This is a genomic window from Micromonospora sp. NPDC006431, from assembly GCF_042870725.1.
In the GTDB taxonomy this organism is placed as follows: Bacteria; Actinomycetota; Actinomycetes; order Mycobacteriales; family Micromonosporaceae; genus Micromonospora.
This window is the reverse complement of sequence record NZ_JBIAHQ010000002.1, coordinates 13317-33105: the sequence shown is the minus strand read 5'-3', so window position 1 is coordinate 33105 and position 19789 is coordinate 13317. Positions and strand designations below refer to the sequence as shown.

General features: G+C 71.6%; 16 protein-coding genes. 12 read left to right on the top strand and 4 right to left on the bottom strand.

Going from position 1 to position 19789, the window contains the following annotated elements; translation table 11 throughout:
• The first annotated feature begins 59 nt into the window (after window positions 1-59).
• The 8 genes from ACFYM6_RS03685 to polA all read left to right on the top strand — a co-directional run bounded on the left by ACFYM6_RS03685 (window position 60) and on the right by polA (window position 9257).
• The gene (locus ACFYM6_RS03685) at window positions 60-1010 is read left to right on the top strand and encodes a branched-chain amino acid ABC transporter permease (RefSeq protein ID WP_387271931.1); all 951 of its coding nucleotides are present in this window, start codon (window positions 60-62) and stop codon (window positions 1008-1010) included.
• Window positions 1007-2152 (top strand): branched-chain amino acid ABC transporter permease, encoded by a 1146-nt coding sequence (locus ACFYM6_RS03680; protein ID WP_387271929.1) that lies wholly within the window; start codon window positions 1007-1009, stop codon window positions 2150-2152. Before ACFYM6_RS03685 ends, ACFYM6_RS03680 begins: the two co-directional genes overlap by 4 nt.
• The gene (locus ACFYM6_RS03675) at window positions 2145-2990 is read left to right on the top strand and encodes an ABC transporter ATP-binding protein (protein WP_387271927.1); all 846 of its coding nucleotides are present in this window, start codon (window positions 2145-2147) and stop codon (window positions 2988-2990) included. Before ACFYM6_RS03680 ends, ACFYM6_RS03675 begins: the two co-directional genes overlap by 8 nt.
• On the top strand, window positions 2980-3690 hold the full coding sequence (locus tag ACFYM6_RS03670; protein WP_387271925.1) for an ABC transporter ATP-binding protein: 711 nt from the start codon (window positions 2980-2982) through the stop codon (window positions 3688-3690). Before ACFYM6_RS03675 ends, ACFYM6_RS03670 begins: the two co-directional genes overlap by 11 nt.
• 32 nt (window positions 3691-3722) lie before the next feature.
• On the top strand, window positions 3723-4628 hold the full coding sequence (locus ACFYM6_RS03665) for an ABC transporter substrate-binding protein (protein WP_387271923.1): 906 nt from the start codon (window positions 3723-3725) through the stop codon (window positions 4626-4628).
• Window positions 4629-4632: 4 nt separating this feature from the next.
• Window positions 4633-5616, top strand: a complete 984-nt coding sequence (locus tag ACFYM6_RS03660; RefSeq protein WP_387271921.1) for an amino acid ABC transporter permease — start codon at window positions 4633-4635, stop codon at window positions 5614-5616.
• A complete protein-coding gene (locus ACFYM6_RS03655) occupies window positions 5613-6422 on the top strand; it encodes an amino acid ABC transporter ATP-binding protein (RefSeq protein ID WP_387271919.1) in 810 nt (269 codons plus the stop codon). Before ACFYM6_RS03660 ends, ACFYM6_RS03655 begins: the two co-directional genes overlap by 4 nt.
• A gap of 135 nt (window positions 6423-6557) precedes the next feature.
• The gene (polA, locus tag ACFYM6_RS03650; protein WP_387271916.1) at window positions 6558-9257 is read left to right on the top strand and encodes a DNA polymerase I; all 2700 of its coding nucleotides are present in this window, start codon (window positions 6558-6560) and stop codon (window positions 9255-9257) included.
• Window positions 9258-9312: 55 nt separating this feature from the next.
• On the opposite strand, the gene ACFYM6_RS03645 is transcribed toward polA, so the two are convergent.
• Genes ACFYM6_RS03645 through ACFYM6_RS03635 form a run of 3 tightly spaced genes read right to left on the bottom strand, consistent with a single transcriptional unit; the run spans window position 9313 to window position 10795 of the window.
• Window positions 9313-9744 (bottom strand): DUF3140 domain-containing protein, encoded by a 432-nt coding sequence (locus ACFYM6_RS03645; protein WP_387271914.1) that lies wholly within the window; start codon window positions 9742-9744, stop codon window positions 9313-9315.
• Window positions 9731-9949 carry a DUF2945 domain-containing protein gene (locus ACFYM6_RS03640; RefSeq protein ID WP_387271912.1) on the bottom strand — a complete coding sequence of 73 codons (219 nt, stop codon included), beginning with the start codon at window positions 9947-9949 and terminating at the stop codon, window positions 9731-9733. Before ACFYM6_RS03640 ends, ACFYM6_RS03645 begins: the two co-directional genes overlap by 14 nt.
• A 39-nt stretch (window positions 9950-9988) precedes the next feature.
• Window positions 9989-10795 carry a class I SAM-dependent methyltransferase gene (locus ACFYM6_RS03635; RefSeq protein ID WP_387271910.1) on the bottom strand — a complete coding sequence of 269 codons (807 nt, stop codon included), beginning with the start codon at window positions 10793-10795 and terminating at the stop codon, window positions 9989-9991.
• Between the two features lie 308 nt (window positions 10796-11103).
• On the opposite strand from ACFYM6_RS03635, the gene rpsA reads away from it, so the two are divergent.
• Both rpsA and coaE read left to right on the top strand, forming a co-directional pair.
• Entirely contained in the window at window positions 11104-12633 is a 1530-nt protein-coding gene (gene rpsA / locus ACFYM6_RS03630) for a 30S ribosomal protein S1 (RefSeq protein ID WP_387271908.1), read from the top strand.
• A 302-nt stretch (window positions 12634-12935) separates the two neighbouring features.
• On the top strand, window positions 12936-14114 hold the full coding sequence (gene coaE, locus ACFYM6_RS03625) for a dephospho-CoA kinase (protein ID WP_387271906.1): 1179 nt from the start codon (window positions 12936-12938) through the stop codon (window positions 14112-14114).
• A gap of 6 nt (window positions 14115-14120) precedes the next feature.
• Here coaE and ACFYM6_RS03620 read toward each other — a convergent pair whose 3' ends face one another.
• The gene (locus tag ACFYM6_RS03620) at window positions 14121-16253 is read right to left on the bottom strand and encodes a hypothetical protein (RefSeq protein WP_387271904.1); all 2133 of its coding nucleotides are present in this window, start codon (window positions 16251-16253) and stop codon (window positions 14121-14123) included.
• A 296-nt stretch (window positions 16254-16549) separates the two neighbouring features.
• On the opposite strand from ACFYM6_RS03620, the gene uvrB reads away from it, so the two are divergent.
• Both uvrB and ACFYM6_RS03610 read left to right on the top strand, forming a co-directional pair.
• Entirely contained in the window at window positions 16550-18658 is a 2109-nt protein-coding gene (gene uvrB / locus ACFYM6_RS03615) for an excinuclease ABC subunit UvrB (protein ID WP_387271902.1), read from the top strand.
• A gap of 118 nt (window positions 18659-18776) precedes the next feature.
• Window positions 18777-19691 (top strand): DUF5753 domain-containing protein, encoded by a 915-nt coding sequence (locus tag ACFYM6_RS03610; protein WP_387271900.1) that lies wholly within the window; start codon window positions 18777-18779, stop codon window positions 19689-19691.
• Window positions 19692-19789 lie beyond the last annotated feature (98 nt).

Below are 19789 nucleotides of genomic sequence, written 5' to 3'. Positions count from 1 at the left end.
GGAGCTCGCTCCCGGCCGCACCCGGTTTTTTTCGCCACACCTGATGGAGCGTCCCTCCCTTGAACTTCGACGGACTGTTCTCCAACTTCGGGGAACTCACCACGACCGGCCTGACACAGGGCTCCATCTACGCCCTGGTCGCGCTCGGCTACACGCTGGTCTACGGCGTGCTGAGACTCATCAACTTCGCCCACTCCGAGGTCTTCATCGCCGGCGCGTTCGCGGCACTGTGGACCTGGAACGGCTTCGGCCTCGACCAGAACTCGCAAGTCAGCGGGCTCGGATCGATCATGTTCTATCTGCTCGTGGCGGTGATCGCCGCGGCCATCGCCTCGGCGGGTACGGCGACCGTGATCGAGCGGGTGGCGTACCGCCCGTTGCGTAAGCGGAACGCCCCGCCGCTGGCCTTCCTCATCACGGCCATCGGCGCCTCGATCGCGATCTCGGAGGCGTTCGGCGTCTACACCCGCCGGCTTCCGCAGGGCGCGCCCGGGCTGGTCAACACCAAGCCGTTGTTCGAGATCGCCGGCGTGCCGATCGACGCGGTGCAGCTGCTCACCGTCGGCGCCGCGCTGGTGATGATGGTCGCGCTGGACCTGTTCATCAACCGCAGCCGGCTCGGCCGCGGCGTCCGGGCGGTGGCCCAGGACGCCAACACCGCCGCGCTGATGGGCGTGAACAAGGACCGCATCATCATGCTGGTCTTCATCGCCGGCGGATCGATGGCCGGCGTGGCCGGCCTGCTCTACGACGTGAAGATCGGCACGCTGACCTACAGCGTCGGCTTCCTGCTGGGCCTCAAGGCGTTCACCGCCGCGGTGCTCGGTGGCATCGGCAACCTGCGCGGCGCGCTGGTCGGCGGCCTGCTGCTGGGCGTGGTGGAGAACTACGCCTCGGGTCTGTTCGGCTCCCAGTGGAAGGACTTCGCGGCGTTCGCCGTGCTGGTGGTGCTGCTGATGTTCCGGCCGACCGGTCTGCTGGGCGAATCGCTGGGGAGGGCACGGGCATGACGACGACCGTTAATCCGCCGAACCCGGAGCAACGGGATGCGGCAATGGACCGGCTGCGCCACGGCCGCGAGGCGATCGCGCAGCGGTGGCGCGACGCGCCGCGGTGGGTGCGCTGGGCGGTGCTGGCGGCGGTCATCGTGTTCTTCTACGCGCTGCCGAACAAGGAGTTCTACCAGTACCTCGGGCCGATCCCGACCCCGGGCGCGAACTTCACCCAGGTGATGTTCACCGTCTCGATCTACGTGCTGATGGCTGTCGGGCTCAACATCGTGGTCGGCTTCGCCGGCCTGCTGGACCTCGGCTACTTCGGCTTCTTCGCCGTCGGCGCGTACACCGTGGCGGTGCTGACCTCGCCGAGCAGCAACATCAAGGCGCTCTGGCCGTGGCTGCTGGTGGTGCCGGTGGCGATCGCGCTGACCATGGTCTCGGGTGTCATGCTGGGCACGCCGACGCTGCGGCTGCGTGGCGACTACCTGGCGCTGGTGACGCTCGGCTTCGCCGAGATGATCCGGATCGCGGCGGTCAGCTCCGACTTCCTCAAGGGGCAGCGGGGCTTCAACCAGATCCCGCACCCGCCGGGCAAGTACGCCGACGGCAAGCCGATCTTCGGCGTGCTCGACGCCAGGCCGTACTACTGGCTGGTGCTCACGCTGATCATCGTGGTGGTGATCGGGGTGCGTAACCTCACCCACAGCCGGGTGGGCCGGGCGTGGATCTCCATCCGGGAGGACGAGGACGCCGCCCAGCTGATGGGCGTGCCGACGTTCAAGTTCAAGCTCTGGGCGTTCGCGTCGGGTGCGGCGATCGCCGGCCTGGCCGGGGCGCTCTTCGCGGGCAAGCAGAACTTCGTCAACTCGCAGAACTTCGAGCTGCTGAACTCGATCATCATCCTGGCCGCGGTCATCTTCGGCGGGTCCGGCAACATCGTCGGCGCCATCGTCGGCGGTGGCCTGGTGGCGTACATGATCGAGCGGTTTCGCGGCATCGAGCTGTTCGGCCTGGAGCTCTACGAGTACCGGTTCCTCTTCTTCGGCCTGGTGCTCGTGGTGATGATGATCTTCCGGCCGCAGGGCCTCATCCCGAACCGACGACGGGCGGCGGAGTTCAAGGACCGCCGCAAGGAGGTGATCGTCGGTGAGTGACGTCGAGCAGACGCCGGCCGTTCCGGCGCAGGCCGCCGCACCCGCGGTGGAGGCGGTGCCCGCGCGGGAGCCGCTGCTGGAGGTCGACAACGTCACGCTGCGCTTCGGTGGTGTGGTCGCGCTGAACCAGGTGGACTTCACCCTCTACAAGGGTGAGATTCTCGGTCTGATCGGCCCGAACGGCGCCGGCAAGACCACCTGCTTCAACGCGATGACCGGCATCTACCAGCCCACCGAGGGGCAGATCCGGTTCCGCGGCGAGAAGATCAGCGGTAAGAAGCGCCACCAGATCACCAAGATGGGTATGGCGCGGACGTTCCAGAACATCCGCCTCTTCCCCGAGATGACCGCGCTGGAGAACGTCCAGGTCGGTGCCGACGCGCACCACAAGACCAGCGTTATCTCCGCGCTGCTCCGGCTGCCGCGGCACTGGCGGGAGGAGCGGGAGGGCCGCGAGAAGGCCGAGCGCCTGCTGGAGTTCGTCGGTATCCGCAAGCGGATGCACGAGTTCGCCCGCAACCTCTCCTACGGCGAGCAGCGGCGGCTGGAGATCGCCCGCGCGCTGGCCACCGACCCGGTGCTGCTCTGCCTGGACGAGCCGGCCGCCGGCTTCAACCCGGCGGAGAAGGAGGAACTGCTCCAGCTCATCCGGCAGATCCGGGACACCGGCGTGACCGTGCTGCTCATCGAGCACGACATGCGCCTGGTCATGGGGGTCACCGACCGGATCGTGGTGCTGGAGTTCGGAAAGAAGATCGCCGAGGGCCTGCCCGCCGAGGTGCGGGACGACGCGAAGGTGATCGCGGCGTACCTGGGGGTGCCGGACGATGCTGCTTGAGATCGACGATGTGAGCCTGCTGTACGGGCGGATCCAGGCGCTGCACGGCATCAGCCTCACCGTGGACGAGGGTGAGATCGTCGCCCTGATCGGCGCCAACGGCGCCGGCAAGTCGACCACGATGCGGGCCATCTCCGGGATCCGGCCGGTGGCCTCCGGGCGGATCCGGTTCAACGGCGAGGACATCACCAAGCTCCGGGCGGACCTGCGGGTGCGGCGCGGGCTGTGCCAGGCCCCGGAGGGGCGCGGCATCTTCCCGGGCATGACGGTGCTGGAGAACCTGGACATGGGGGCGTACACCCGGCGGGACCGGGCGGGCATCGCGCAGGACCTCAACCGCGTGATGGAGCTCTTCCCCCGGCTGGCGGAGCGGCGCAAGCAGGCCGGGGGTACCCTTTCCGGCGGCGAGCAGCAGATGCTGGCCGTCGGGCGGGCGCTGATGAGCCGACCGAAGCTGCTGCTGCTCGACGAGCCCTCGATGGGTCTCGCGCCGATGTTGATCCAGCAGATCTTCAACATCATCACCGAGATCAACGAGCAGGGCACGACGATCCTGCTGGTGGAGCAGAACGCGCAGCAGGCGCTGGCCCGGGCGCACCGCGCGTACGTGTTGGAGACCGGACGGATCGTCAAGAGCGGCACCGGCGCCGAACTGCTGCACGACCCGTCGGTCAAAGAGGCCTACCTCGGCGTGGCCTGACCGGCCGTCACCCCTATCGCAAGGAGCAGGACATGTTCAACATCAGTGGTGGCCGGCGTGCGGTCGTCGGGGTCACCGGCGCCGCGCTGCTGGCCCTGTCGGTCGCCGGGTGCGGCGAGAAGGAAGCCACCGACCAGCCCGGTGGCGGCCCGTCCGTGACCGCCGCGGCGGACTCGGCGCTGGCCGCGAAGGTGCCGGACGCGATCAAGGCGGACGGCAAGATCGTGGTCGGCAGTGACACGTCCTACGCCCCGGCCGAGTTCCTCGACACCGACGGCAAGACGGCCATCGGGTTCGACGTCGAGCTGTTCACCGCGGTCGCCGCGAAGCTGGGGCTGAAGGCGGAGTTCGTTTCCGCTGACTTCGGCGCCATCATCACCGGCGTGTCCTCGGGCAAGTACGAGGTCGGCGTCTCGTCGTTCACCATCAACGACGAGCGCAAGGCCCAGGCCAACATGGTCAGCTACTACCAGGTCGGCACCCAGTGGGTGACCAAGAAGGGCAACCCGGCTGGCGTCTCGATCGACAACGCCTGTGGCAAGAAGATCGCCGTGCAGAAGGACACCGTCCAGGTCGAGGACATCGAGAAGCGGTCGAAGGCGTGCACCGACGCCGGCAAGCCGGCGATCACCGTCGAGCAGTTCCCGGGCCAGGACGCGGCGACCGCCGCCGTGGCTTCTGGCAAGGACGACGCGATGCTCGCCGACTACCCGGTCGGGGTGTATGCGGTGACCCAGTCCGAGGGCGCGCTGGACCTGCTCGACAAAATGTACGAGGCGGCACCGTACGGCTACGTGGTGGCCAAGGACCAGGTCGCGTTCGCCGAGGCCGTCCGGGACGCGACGAAGGCGCTGATCGCGGACGGGACGTACAAGAGCATCCTGGACAAGTGGAAGGTCGGGGACGGCGCGATCACGGACCCCGCGATCAACCCGTAACGCGATGACAACCGAGGAAACGACGACCGTACGGGCACGGCCTGAGCCGATCAAGGCCGTGCCCGTACGGCACCCCGGCCGCTGGGCCGCCATCGCAGTGCTGGCGGTCCTGGCGGCGATGTTCGTGCATCTGCTGGTCACGAACGACAAGTTCAAGTGGTCGTTCATGGTCGACAACATGTTCCGGCCACCGATCATCGAGGGGCTGCTGCGCGGCACGGTGGTGATGACCATCTGTGCGATGGTGCTCGGGGTGTCCCTGGGCATCGTGGTGGCGATCATGCGGCTCTCGACCAACCCGATCCTGCGGGTGGTCGCCTGGCTCTACACCTGGGTCTTCCGGGCGGTGCCCCGGCTGGTGCTGCTGGCCGTCTTCGGCAACCTCGGCATCCTGTGGAGCCGGATCGAGTTCGGCGTGCCCTTCGACACCCAGATCGGCCAACTCTTCGGGATCGACAACCTGCAGCTGCGGGTCTTCGGGTTCACCTCCCGGGACGTGCTGACCGGCTTCGTGGCCGGCCTGCTCGGGCTGGCGCTCTCCGAGGCGGGCTACATGGCGGAGATCGTGCGGGCAGGTATCCAGTCGGTGGACGAGGGGCAGAGTGAGGCGGCCTCGGCGCTGGGTATGAGCCGGGGTCAGATCCTGCGCCGGATCGTGCTGCCGCAGGCGATGCGCGTGATCATCCCGCCGACCGGCAACGAGACCATCGCGATGCTGAAGGACACGTCGCTGCTGCTGGCCGTGCCATACAGCGTCGAGCTGTTCTTCCAGCTCGACGCGGTGGGGAAGCGGACTTTCCAGATCTTCCCGATGTACGTCGCGGCCGTTCTCTGGTACCTCTTCCTGACCAGCATCCTGCTGATCGGGCAGTACTTCCTGGAACGGCACTTCGGCAAGGGGTATGGAACGAGCGGGCGGGCCCGGATGCGTCTCCGCGGGATGACGGCGGAGGCCGGAGGCAACGCGGGGGTGGTGGATCCGTCATGAGCGAGCTGATCGTTCCCGCCCAGGCCGGGGCGCCTACAGCGGAGTCGGGCCCGATGGTCCGGGCCGAGCAGGTGCACAAGTCGTTCGGGCCCCTCGAAGTGCTCAAGGGCATCGACCTGGAGGTCCGCGCCGGGGAGGTGTGCTGCCTGCTCGGGCCCTCCGGCTCCGGCAAGTCGACCTTCCTGCGCTGCATCAACCACCTGGAGAAGATCAACGCCGGCCGGATCTGGGTGGACGGCGACCTGATCGGCTACCGGGAGCGCGGCGGGAAGCTGCACGAGCTGCGCGACAAGGAGGTGGCCGCGCAGCGCCGGGCGATCGGCATGGTGTTCCAGCGGTTCAACCTGTTCCCGCACATGACCGTGATGCAGAACGTCGTCGAGGCGCCGGTGCTGCTGCGCCGGGCCAAGAAGGCGGAGGCCCGGGACCGGGCGGCGCAGCTGCTGGACCGGGTCGGGCTGGGGGACAAGCTCGGGGCGTACCCGGGTCAGCTCTCCGGCGGGCAGCAGCAGCGGGTGGCGATCGCCCGGGCCCTGGCCATGCAGCCGAAGCTGATGCTCTTCGACGAGCCGACCAGCGCGCTGGACCCGGAGCTGGTCGGCGAGGTCCTGGACGTGATGAAGAACCTGGCCCGCGACGGCATGACGATGATCGTGGTGACCCACGAGATCGGCTTCGCCCGGGAGGTCGGCGACTCGCTGGTCTTCATGGACGGCGGCGTGGTGGTCGAGCAGGGCAACCCGCGCGAGGTGATCGCCGCCCCGAAGCACGAACGGACGAAGGCGTTCCTGGCCAAGGTCCTCTGATCGTCGGGTCCGGTGCGGCACGCGCCGCACCGGACCCCGACAGACCGGGCATCGCCGCCGATGTCCGGCGGATCGCGGCCGTTCGGGCCGCGCCGCGGGTCGGGCTTGTCGGCGGTACGGACTAGAGTCGCTGCCGTGACAGCTACGACGCCGCGCCTGCTCCTCGTCGACGGACACTCCCTGGCATACCGGGCCTTCTTCGCCCTGCCGGTGGAGAACTTCTCCACCACCACGGGGCAGCCGACCAACGCCGTCTACGGCTTCACCTCGATGCTGATCAACGTGCTCCGCGACGAGCAGCCCACCCACATCGTGGTCGCCTTCGACGTCTCCCGCCGTTCCTTCCGCACGGAGAAATACGCCGAGTACAAGGCCGGCCGCAGCGAGACCCCGACCGACTTCAAGGGCCAGGTCAGCCTGGTCAAGGAGGTGCTGGCCGCGCTGCGCATCCCGGTGGTGGAGAAGGAGGGGTACGAGGCGGACGACGTCATCGCCACCCTCGCCTGCCAGGCCCGCGACCAGGGCATGGAGGTGCTGATCACCACGGGCGACCGGGACGCGTTCCAGCTGGTCGGCGACCAGATCACCGTGCTCTACCCGCGCAAGGGCGTCTCCGACCTGGCCCGGATGGACCCGGCCGCGGTCGAGGCGAAGTACGGCGTCGGCCCGGACCGCTACCGCGACCTGGCCGCCCTGGTCGGCGAGAGCAGCGACAACCTGCCCGGCATCCCGGGCGTCGGCCCGAAGACCGCCGCCAAGTGGATCAACACCTACGGTGGGGTCGACGGCGTGGTGGCCCGGGCAGACGAGATCAAGGGCAAGGCCGGCGACAGCCTGCGCGAGCGGCTCGCCGACGTGATCCGCAACTACGAGATCAACTGCCTGGTCGCCGACCTGGAGCTGCCGGTGCGCCCGGAGGACGCCCGCTGGCAGGGCTGGGACCGGGAGGCCGTGCACCAGGTCTTCGACACCCTCCAGTTCCGCATCCTGCGCGACCGGCTGTACCAGTACCTGGAGGCCGTCGAGCCGGAGGCCGAGGCGGGCTTCGAGCTGGCCGGGCAGCTGCTCACCGAGCCGGGCGCCCTCGCCGGCTGGCTGGAGACGCACGCCCCGGCCGGCACCCCGGTGGGCCTGGCGGTCAAGCTCGACACCGGCCCGAACCGGCGGCACACCGCCTCGGTGACCGGGATGGCCCTGGCCACCAACGGCGGCGCCGCCGCCTGGTTCGACCCGGCCACGCTCGACCCGGCCGACGAGACGGCGCTCGCGGGCTGGCTGGCCGACGCCGCCCGCCCCAAGGTGCTGCACGACAGCAAGCCGGCCGTGCTCGCCTTCGCCGCGCACGGCTGGGATCTGCAGGGCATCTCCCGCGACACCCAGATCGCCGCCTACCTGGCCCGCCCCGACCAGCGCTCCTACGACCTGACCGACCTGGCGCTGCGCTACCTGCACCGGGAGCTGCGGGTCGACGCGCCGGAGACCGGCCAGCTCACCCTGGAAGGGCTGGGCAACGACGGCGAGGCCGAGCAGAACCTCATGCTCCAGGCCCGGGCCACCCTCGACCTGGCTGACGCGATCGACGCCGAGCTGTCCCGCGACGGCGAGCAGTCGGCCCGGCTGATGGCCGGCGTGGAGCTGCCGCTCATGCGGGTGCTCGCCACCATGGAGCGCACCGGCATCGCCGCCGACACCGAATACCTGTCCGAGCTGGAGGCGCACTTCGCCGCCGAGGTGAAGGCCGCCGCGCAGGGCGCGTACGCGGAGATCGGGCGGGAGTTCAACCTGGGCTCGCCCAAGCAGCTCCAGGAGATCCTCTTCGGCGAGCTGGGCCTGCCCAAGACCAAGAAGATCAAGACCGGCTACACCACCGACGCGGACGCCCTCCAGTGGCTCTACGCCCAGCAGCCGCACCCGGTGCTGGCGCACCTGCTGCGCCACCGGGACGTCGCCAAGCTCAAGTCGACCGTCGACGGGCTGCTCAAGTCCGTCTCCGACGACGGCCGGATCCACACCACGTTCAACCAGACCGTGGCGGCCACCGGCCGGCTCTCCTCGACCGAGCCCAACCTGCAGAACATCCCGATCCGCACCGAGGAGGGGCGGCGGATCCGCCGCGCCTTCGTCGTCGGCCAGGGCTACGAGTGCCTGCTCACCGCCGACTACAGCCAGATCGAGATGCGGATCATGGCGCACCTGTCGTCGGACGACGCGCTGATCGAGGCGTTCAACTCCGGGCACGACTTCCACGCGGCCACCGCCTCCTCGGTCTTCGGCGTCCCGGTGGACCAGGTCACCGCCGACCAGCGGCGCAAGATCAAGGCGATGAACTACGGCCTGGCGTACGGGCTGAGCGCGTTCGGCCTCTCCCAGCAGCTCGGGATCAGCGCCGAGGAGGCGCGCGGGCTGATGGAGAACTACTTCGCCGGCTTCGGCGGGGTCCGCGACTACCTCCAAGAGGTGGTGGCCCGAGCCCGGCAGGACGGCTACACCTCCACCATCCTGGGCCGCCGCCGCTACCTGCCCGACCTGGTCAGCGACAACCGTCAGCGCCGGGAGATGGCCGAGCGGATGGCGCTCAACGCCCCGATCCAGGGCTCGGCGGCCGACATCATCAAGGTCGCCATGCTGCACGTCGACACCGCGCTGCGCGAGGCCGGGCTGCGCTCCCGGATGCTGCTCCAGGTGCACGACGAGCTGGTCTTCGAGGTCGCCTCCGGCGAGCGGGCCACCCTGGAGGCCCTGGTCCGCAAGGAGATGGGCGAGGCGTACCCGCTGTCGGTGCCGCTGGAGGTCTCCGTCGGCGAGGGCCGCGACTGGAACAGCGCCGACCACTGACCGTCGCCCGCCCCCGCCCCGGGACCCAGGGGCGGGGGACGGGGTGGTCCGCGGGTCAGCGACCCGGCCCGCGGCGCGCCTTCGGCGGGGCGCCGTGCCGCTGCAGGGCCTTCCGGGACGGACCGCCCGGCGGGGGCAGCGGGGCCTTGACGGGGTCGTGACCCCAGTTCATCAGGGAGTACCGCCACCGGGTCGCGCGGACGTCGCCGCTCGGTCGCTGCGCCATGTGCCGCCGGACGTATCCGACCACCTTGCGCATGTGCCGGTAGTCGCTCTCGGAGAGCTCGTCGCGCCTGCGGCGCAGCAGCTCGACGATCTTCCGGCCGGACTCGTGGCCGACCGACTCACCGCCCCTGCTGCCCTTCTTCCGCCAGCCGACATGCTTCGACTCGTCCGTCTCCAGCCACTTCCGGAGTTCGCCGGGCTTCATGTTCACCGCCTCGGTGAACTCCCGATAGGTGTCCCGCCCATCCTCACTTCGACTCACGGCGGAGCGCCTCCGGTCGGTGCGCGACATCCCGGCCCGAGTGGTCGTTGCGGATCCGGTACTGCGGGTCCTCCGGCGAGGCGTTCACCGGGTGCCCGCGGACGTGCGTCCGGTCGACCAGCTTCTCCTTCACCACGCCGTACGCCCGGCCGCTGTGGCTGGCCCAGGAGACGTGGTCGCCCTTGCGGAACTCCTTCTCGGCCATGCCCTCCGGGTACCCGGGGCCGCCGGTTGGAAACGACGGCTACCCGTCGGCCGGCTTCTCCGCGACGAAGATCGCGGTGCCGGGGAAGAGTCGGCCGCGCAGCGGGCTCCACTGCCCCCAGATCCCCTCGTGCCGCTCCGGCCACTCCGGCTCCACCAGGTCCAGCAGGCGGAACCCGGCGCCGACCAGCTCCCGGATCCGGTCGCCGAGGGTGCGGTGCTGCTCGACGTATGTGGCCACCCCGTGCTCGTCCTGCTCGACGTACGGGGAGCGGTCGAAGTACGAATGCACGGCGGCCAGTCCGCCCGGACCGGGGTCGTCGAGGAAGATCCACCGCATCGGGTGGGTGACCGAGAAGACCCAGCGACCGCCGGGTCGCAGCACCCGGGACACCTCCCGCATCACCGCCGCCGAGTCGGCCACGAACGGGATCGCGCCGAACGCCGTGCAGACCGTGTCGAAGGCGGCGTCGGCGAACGGCAGGGCGAGCGCGTCGGCCTGCACCAGCGGTACGCGTACCCCGGTGCGCGCGGCGGCCTGCGCGGCGTGTCGCAACATGCCCGCGGAGAGGTCCAGGGCGACCGGCCGGGCCCCCTGGGTGGCCAGCCAGCGGGCGGCGGCGGCCGCCCCGCAGCCGAGTTCGAGGATCCGCCGCCCGGCCACCTCGCCGAGCAGCCGGGCGTCGGCCTCGCGCAGCCCCTCGGGGCACCAGACGAAGTCCACGTCGCCCAGGAACGCGCCGTGCTCGGCCTGGTACTCGTCGGCGTCGGCGTCCCACCAGCCGCGGTTGGCCTGGCGAACCTCCGCGGCGCCCACCCGGCGCCGGGTCACCCTGTCCTCGTTCATTGGAGTCACGCTAGCTTCAACCCGGCGGGCCGCCGTCATGGGTCGGTGGGGCTGATGTGACGGATGAGACAGCTACCGGACCTTACCGCGCGAAATCTCCGCTTTCGCAGCTGACGAGGTCGTCAGGACCCGGGAGGGCTTGCACGCTGTGGTAATGCAGCGGGTAGGCTAGAGGATGCGCTCGCGGATCGTGTGCCTCGGCAGGGAGCAGGTGCGCGGTCACCGGAGCCACTAATGATCTTCTGACGGCGATCGTTCGGTGTGCCCGGCGACGGATCCGCTGGCGCGAACGAGTCACCGCGACGCCCATGCCTGCTGTGACAACCCATCCGACCGGAGCAACCGCCCACATGACGAGCAGCATCGAGGCCACCTCGAGCGCCAACAAGGTCACCGTCGACGACCTCGGTTCCGAGGAGGCTTTCCTCGCCGCGATCGACGAGACCATCAAGTACTTCAACGACGGCGACATTGTCGAAGGCACCGTCGTCAAGGTCGATCGGGACGAGGTCCTGCTCGACATCGGCTACAAGACCGAGGGCGTGATCCCCTCTCGGGAGCTGTCGATCAAGCACGACGTGGATCCGGCCGAGGTGGTTTCGGTCGGTGACCACATCGAGGCCCTGGTCCTCCAGAAGGAGGACAAGGAGGGTCGCCTGATCCTCTCCAAGAAGCGGGCGCAGTACGAGCGGGCTTGGGGCACGATCGAGAAGATCAAGGACGAGGACGGGGTCGTCCGCGGCTCGGTCATCGAGGTCGTCAAGGGTGGTCTCATCCTCGACATCGGCCTGCGCGGCTTCCTGCCCGCCTCGCTCGTCGAGATGCGGCGGGTGCGCGACCTGCAGCCGTACGTCGGCCGTGAGCTCGAGGCCAAGATCATTGAGCTGGACAAGAACCGCAACAACGTGGTTCTGTCCCGCCGGGCCTGGCTGGAGCAGACGCAGTCCGAGGTGCGCACCGAGTTCCTCAACAAGCTGCAGAAGGGCCAGGTCCGCAAGGGCGTCGTCTCCTCGATCGTCAACTTTGGCGCGTTCGTCGACCTGGGCGGCGTGGACGGTCTGGTGCACGTCTCCGAGCTGTCCTGGAAGCACATCGACCACCCGTCCGAGGTCGTCGAGGTCGGCCAGGAGGTCGAGGTCGAGGTCCTGGACGTCGACCTGGACCGCGAGCGGGTCTCGCTGTCGCTGAAGGCGACCCAGGAGGACCCGTGGCGTCAGTTCGCCCGTACCCACGCGATCCAGCAGATCGTGCCGGGTAAGGTCACCAAGCTGGTGCCGTTCGGCGCGTTCGTCCGGGTGGACGACGGCATCGAGGGCCTGGTCCACATCTCCGAGCTGGCCGAGCGCCACGTGGAGATCCCGGAGCAGGTCGTCCAGGTCGGCTCCGAGGTCATGGTCAAGGTCATCGACATCGACCTGGAGCGTCGCCGGATCTCGCTGTCGCTCAAGCAGGCCAACGAGGGCTTCGTCGAGGGCGAGGAGCACTTCGACCCGACCCTCTACGGCATGGCCGCGACCTACGACGAGCAGGGCAACTACATCTACCCGGAGGGCTTCGACCCGGAGACGGGCGAGTGGCTCGAGGGCTACGACAAGCAGCGCGAGACCTGGGAGCAGCAGTACGCCGAGGCGCGCCAGCGCTGGGAGGCCCACACCAAGCAGGTGCAGACCTCCCGGGCCGCCGACGCCGAGGCTGCCGCCAACCCGGCTCCGGCTGCGGCCGGCGGCACCACCACCTCGACCGCGGCCCCGAGCCGGCAGGCCGAGGAGCCGGCCGGCACCCTGGCCACCGACGAGGCGCTCGCCGCGCTGCGGGAGAAGCTCGCCGGCGGCAAGTGACCCTCCTGCGACGACACCTCCAAATCGGCGCGTCTGACACCATGTCGATCTGGAGCCGTCGCTGACGACGACGGGCCCCGTCCCCGCGATCCGGTCTCACCGGGCCGCCGGGGGCGGGGCCCTCGCGTATCTCCGCCCGACCCCGTCGTCGGCCGGCCCGGCCGGGGGGCTTGATCGACTCGGTGTGGTGTTGCCGTCCCGCCGACCGGACACCCCGCCATCCCGCATCCCGCGTCGACCCGCGGCCCGTCGGGGTTGGCGTCCAGTTTGGCGCCGGCTCAGTGATCGGGTTGACTGGGCGGGTGCTGATGGTGGGGTTGACCGGTGGTATCGGGTCCGGCAAGAGCGCGGTGGCCAGCCGGCTGGCCGCGCTCGGCGCGGTGATCATCGACGCGGACGAGGTCGCCCGCCACGTGGTCGCGCCGGGCACCGAGGGACTGGCCGAGATCGTCGCCGCCTTCTCCGACCGGGTGCTCGACGCACAGGGCGCGCTCGACCGGGCGGCCCTGGGCGCCGTCGTCTTCGCCGACGCGGCGGCCCGCCGCCGGCTGGAGGCGATCACCCATCCCCGGGTACGCGCGCGTACCGCCGAACTGGCCGCCGCCGCGCCCCCGGACGCGGTCGTGGTCAACGACGTACCGCTGCTGGTGGAGGTGGGGCTCGCGCCGACGTACCACCTGGTGGTCGTGGTGCAGACGGCGGTGGCCACGCGGCTGGCGAGGCTGGCGCACGACCGGGGCATGGACCGCGCGGAGGCCGAGCGGCGGATCGCCGCGCAGGCCGACGACGCCCGCCGGCAGGCGGCGGCCGACGTGGTGCTGACCAACGACGGCCCGCTGGACGAACTGCACGCGGCGGTGGACGCGCTCTGGCACGAGCGCCTGGTGCCCTACGAGCGCAACGTCCGCGAACGCCACGCGGTCCGGCCGGAACAGGTGGTGCTCACCGGACCGGACCCGTCCTGGCCCCAGCAGTACGCCCGACTGGCCGCCCGGATCCGGCGCGCGGCCGGGGCCGACATGCGCGTGGATCACATCGGCTCCACCGCGGTGCCCGGGCTGGCCGCCAAGGACGTCATCGACATCCAGCTCACCGTCTCGTCGCTGGCGGAGGCGGACGGGCCGCTCGCCGAGCGGCTGGCCGACGCGGGGTTCCCCCGGCTGCCCGGCGACTGGTGGGACAACCCCCGCCCACCGGGCAGTGCCCCGTGGGCGAAGCGGCTGCACGGCAGCGCCGACCCGGGCCGCCCGGTCTACCTGCACCTGCGGGTGGCCGGCTCGCCCGGCTGGCGGTACGCGCTGCTGATGCGGGACCACCTGCGCGTCGACCCGGGCCAGCGGGCCGCCTACCTCCAGCTGAAGCGGGAGTTGGTCGCCTCGGCCCCGGACAGCGCCACGTACGGGACGTTGAAGGACCCCTGGTTCGACGAGGAGCACCTGCGGGCCGAGGAGTGGGCCGCGCAGACCGGCTGGCGGCCCTGACCGGGCTCAGCGTGCGGTCGGTCCGGGCGCGGCCACGGGCAGCGCCGGCACCCTGCCGGGGGTGAGATCGAGCTGGGCCCAGACGCCCCGCCCGGTCCGCAGCTCCAACCGGCGCGGCAGACCGCTCCGGTCGATCCACCAGCGCAGCGCGGTCGCGCCGGACCGCACCTCGATGACGTCCACCGCGCGGTCGGCCACCCGGTCGTCCCGGACCCGCACCGTCGTCCCCGCCGGCCCGGGGCCGCTGCCGGCCCGCAGCGCCGCGTCCAGCAGCCGCTCCAGGTCGTCCCCCGGCGGCTTGTCAGCCGGCCAGGTCACCCCGGTCGGCGGCGGTAGCGGCGGCGCGGCCGGGATCTCCGTCGCCGCGCCGTCGCCCGGGACCTCCGCCCGGGCCACCTGCCCGGACCGCCACCGCAGGAGGGTCCGGCGTCCCGGGGTGTCGACCTCGACCAGTGCCAGGTACGCGGCGGACTGCGCCCAGCTCAGCCAGCCGGCGGCCCGCAGGTTGGCGGTCGGGCCGAGCGGAGCGGTCAGGGTCAGCGTGGCGCCTCCGTTCGCCCGCAGCCGGTCGGGCAGCCGGACCAGCCGGTCGGCCTCGCCGTCGGCGAGCGCGCGGGGCAGGCCCGGTCGGCCGCCGAGCGCGTCCACCGGGCGGAGCGTGGGGCGGTCGCTGCGGGCCAGCTCGACGGTGATCGGGGTGTCGTCCGGCAGCCGCCCCTCCAGCCGGTGCAGCCGCGCGTCCCGGTCCAGCCAGAGACGCGGTCGCCAGCTCGGCCCGTCGCCGGTTGCCGGCCCGCTGGCGCCTCCTCCGGCGGTCGGTGCGGCGGCGGTCGGTGCGGCGGCGGTCGGTACGGCGGTGGTCGGTGCGGCGGTGGTCGGGACGGTCGGGGTCGGGGCCGTCGGCAGGGATGCCTGGAGAATGTCGACCCGGCTGCCCTCGACGGTGTCCTGGCCCAGCCAGCGGGCCTCGGTGGAGGTGGGGTCGGTCCGGTTCGCGCTCAGCCCGAGGAGCAGGTCCCGGACGGCGGCCACGGCACGCCCGGCGGGCGGCTCCCGCAGCCGCCAGCGGTCGGCCGGGGGCACCAGCGGGGGCGGGGCGGGGCTGGGCGCCGCGGCCGGATCGGGCCGGACCACCAGCGCCGACCGGTTGGCCTGGACCAGCCCGCGTTCGGTGCCGGCACCCGGTCCGCCGACGTCCAGGTAGACCAGCGGCCGGGCCCAGTCGACCCAGCCGACGAACTCGGTGCGCGCGTCGCCCGTCCCGACCGAGCCCCGTACGCCGGCGCGGACGTCGCGCTGGTTGGTGACCCGCATCGCCGCCAGCAGCTCGGCCTCTGGCGCGGTGAGCGGCCGGGCCGGCTCGGCCGGCTCGGGCGACCAGCTCAGCAGCCCGGCGACCAGCGCCGCCGCCGAGGCCGCCGCGGTGACGCCGAGCGCGACCAGCACCGCTCGGCGCCGGGCCGACCGCTCCGGCGGGTCGTCGGTACCGTCCGCGTCGGTGTCGGGCGGTGGTCCGGCCTCCTTGCCGGGCGGCAGCGGACCCGTGGCGGCTGCCGGGTCGGCCCGCCGACGGCGGAGCGGGAGGGCCAGGAGCCGGTCACCGGCCGTCGAGCGGGCGCGACGGTGGCGGCGGCCCGGTTCGCGTGGCACGGCGGTCGGCGCCGGTCCCCCGTCCGGGCTGGTGCTGGATGGCTCGACGCGGGTGCCGGGGGCGGGGGTGGTGCGGCGTGGAGCTCTGCCGGCGGTGCCTGGTGGCGGCGGGTCGGTGCCGGGCCGGCCGGCGGTGCGTGGGGGCGCTGCGCCGGCGTTGGGCTGGTCGATCGCGCGGGGCGCCGGCGGGTCGGCGCCGGGCTGGTCGGCGGTGCGGGCGAGCGGTGCGCCGACGCCTTGCTGGTCGGCTGCGTGCGGGCGTGGCGGGTCGAGGTGGGGCTGGTCGGTCGACTGCGGGGGAGGGGTGCCGGTGCCGGGCTGGTCGGCGGCGCGCGGGATCCGGGTGCCGGGGGCCGGCTCGTCGGCACCGTCGGTGGTCGGCTCCGCGGGACCGTCAGCGGGCGGGTGACGGCGGGGGTCGTCGGCGGGGGGCGGGCTGACGTCGGGCGACGGAGCGGGCCGGGACCGGCGGCCGGGGGAGGTCTCCACGAGTGGACAACGCGGCTGTCGGGATCCGGTGACGAGCAGGGGCGCCCGCGGCGGCCGGTCAGCGCCTCCAGCGCGACCACCTGGGTGCGCACGCCGGTCGTCCCGGGTGCTGCGACCCTGTGCCGGGGGCGGCCGCGCCCTTGACGGGCGGCCACCGGGCCCGGTCGGCCGCCGCGAGCGGCCTACGGTACGAGGGTAGTCGGGTGTGCTGGGGCACACAATGGGAATATCGAAGCCAATCACGGACGGTCCGTGGTCGGCCCGAAGTGTCGGACCGCGGGCGTACCGTTGGGGTCATGGCGCTCGACATTCCCCGGCTCGACGGCCGCTTCCAGGTCGTGAGCGAGTTCCAGCCGGCCGGCGACCAGCCGGCAGCCATCGACGAGCTTGAGCGTCGCGTGCGGCGTGGCGACCGTAACACGGTGCTGCTCGGCGCGACCGGCACCGGCAAGAGCGCCACCACGGCGTGGCTGGTCGAGCGGCTGCAACGGCCGACCCTGGTGCTCGCCCCCAATAAGACCCTCGCCGCCCAGCTCGCCAAGGAGTTCAGCGAGCTGCTCCCGCACAACGCGGTGGAATACTTCGTCTCCTACTACGATTACTACCAGCCCGAGGCGTACATCCCGCAGACCGACACCTACATCGAGAAGGACTCCTCGATCAACGAGGAGGTCGAGCGGTTGCGCCACTCGGCGACCATGTCGCTGCTCACCCGCCGCGACGTCATCGTGGTGGCGACCGTCTCGGCGATCTACGGTCTGGGCACCCCGGAGGAATACCTGGACCGCGCGGTCCGGGTGGCCGTCGGCCAGGAGCTCGACCGTGACCAGTTGTTGCGCCGGCTGGTCGACATCCAGTACACCCGCAACGACATGGCGTTCCAGCGCGGCACCTTCCGGGTCCGCGGGGACACGCTGGAGATCATCCCGGCCTACGAGGAACTGGCCGTCCGGATCGAGCTGTTCGGTGACGAGATCGAGAAGCTCTACTACCTCAACCCGCTCACCGGGGACGTGGTCCGCGAGGTCGACCAGTTGATGATCTTCCCGGCCACGCACTACGCGGCCGGGCCGGAGCGGATGGAGCGGGCGATCCGCGACATCGAGACCGAGCTGGGCGAGCGGCTGGCCGAGCTGGAGCGGCAGGGCAAGCTGCTGGAGGCGCAGCGGCTGCGGATGCGCACCACCTACGACATCGAGATGATGCGGCAGGTCGGCTTCTGCTCCGGCATCGAGAACTACTCCATGCACATCGACGGCCGGTTGCCCGGCAGCCCGCCGCACTGCCTGCTCGACTACTTCCCCGACGACTTCCTCACCGTGGTGGACGAGTCGCACGTGACCATCCCGCAGATCGGCGGCATGTACGAGGGCGACGCCTCCCGCAAGCGGATGCTGATCGACCACGGCTTCCGGCTGCCCAGCGCGGCCGACAACCGGCCGCTGCGCTTCGACGAGTACCTGGAGCGGGTCGGCCAGATGGTGTTCCTCTCCGCCACCCCGGGCCCGTGGGAGTTGGAGCAGGCCCAGGGCGAGTTCGTCGAGCAGGTGATCCGCCCCACCGGCCTGATCGACCCCGAGGTGGTGGTGAAGCCCACCAAGGGGCAGATCGACGACCTGATGCACGAGATCAAGCTGCGGACCGAGCGGGACGAGCGGGTCCTGGTCACCACCCTGACCAAGAAGATGGCCGAGGACCTGTCGGACTACCTCCTGGAGAACGGCATCCGGGTGCGCTACCTGCACTCGGAGGTCGACACGCTGCGCCGGGTGGAGCTGCTGCGCGAGCTGCGCAAGGGCGAGTACGACGTGCTGGTCGGCATCAACCTGCTCCGGGAGGGCCTCGACCTGCCCGAGGTGTCCCTGGTGGCGATCCTCGACGCCGACAAGGAGGGCTTCCTGCGCAGCGGCCGGTCGCTCATCCAGACCATCGGCCGGGCGGCGCGTAACGTGTCCGGCCAGGTCCACATGTACGCCGACAAGATCACTCCGTCGATGGCGGACGCGATCGAGGAGACCGACCGGCGCCGGGCCAAGCAGATCGCGCACAACGAGGCGCACGGGATCAGACCCGAGCCGCTGCGCAAGAAGATCCACGACATCCTCGACGACATCTACCGCGAGGCGGAGGACACCGAGAACACCCGCGTCGGCGGGGCGGTCCGGCAACTGTCCCGGGGCAAGGCCCCGGTCAAGGAGACCCGCAGCCGCGGCCGGGGCGGTGCCGCCGCCCCGTCCCGGGAGGGCATGGCCCGGGCCGACCTGGCCAACCTCATCCAGGAGCTCAACGACCAGATGCTCGCCGCCGCGCGGGAGTTGCAGTTCGAGCTGGCGGCCCGGATCCGGGACGAGGTGGCCGACCTCAAGAAGGAACTGCGCGGGATGGACGCGGCCGGCGTGAAGTGAGCGGGCCGGGCGGCGGTGGACGTGCGCCCGGGACGGACTCCAGGTTGGTTGCACTGCGCGAGTGAGGTATTGCCGTGAGTGACGGCAATGCGTACTCTCCCACGGTGGGGAGGCTGGTATGCGGCTGTCAGCAAGTCCTGTCGTCCGGCGGGTGCGCCTCGGCGCGGAGCTGCGCCGGCTGCGTCGCCGGGAGGCGCTCACCCTGGAGCAGGTCTGTGTCCGGCTCGGGTGGGCGTCCACCTCGAAGCTGTCCCGCATCGAGCTGGGCCAGAGCCGGCCGGACCTGGCCGATGTGCTCGACCTGCTCGACGCCTACCAGGTGCCCGCCGACCAGCGCAACGAGCTGATCGTCATCGCCCGGGACGCCGCCACCGGGCGGGGCCTGTCCAAGGCCCTGGGCGAGATGGGCGAGCGGCAGCGGGCGTACGCCGAACTGGAGGCGGGCGCCGCCCGCATCGTGGAGTACCAACCGGCCCTCGTGCCCGGGCTGCTGCAGACCCCGGCCTACGCCCGCCTGCGGGTGAGCGCCGGGGCGCTGCTCGGCGACGACGTGGACGTGGAGTCCGACGTACGGGGCCGGACGGTGCGCCAGGAGGTGCTGCGCCGCCCGGATCCGCCGCACTACACGGCGCTGGTCGACGAGCGGGTCTGCGACCCGGGTGGCACGCCGGCCGACGTCTGGCGGGACCAGTTGCGGCACATGGTCGCCCTCGCCGAGTGGCCGCACATCACCATCCGGGTGGTGCCGAGCGACGCCGCCCCGGACGGCGGCGTCCGCCCGCTGACCGCCTTCTCCTACTATGCGTACCCGGACCCGGCCGACCCCCGCACGGTGCTGGTGGAGACCCTCACCACCGACCTGCGGCTGGTCGCCGAGGCGGACATCGCCCGCTACGAGCGGCTGGTCGACCGACTGCTGGCGGCGGCGCTGCCCGAGGAGGAGACGGTCGAGCTGCTGGCCCGGCGGCTCGGCCCGGTGCACGTGCCGCGGCCCCGCGAGCCCCGCGACGCCCCGGTCCCCGAACTGCACTGAGCGGCGAAGCCCCCGCGGTCGGACCGCGTCCTCCGGGCTGCGCACGTGCTGGCCGGACCGAGTCCTCCGGGGTGCGCACGTGCTGGCCGCCCTTTCGG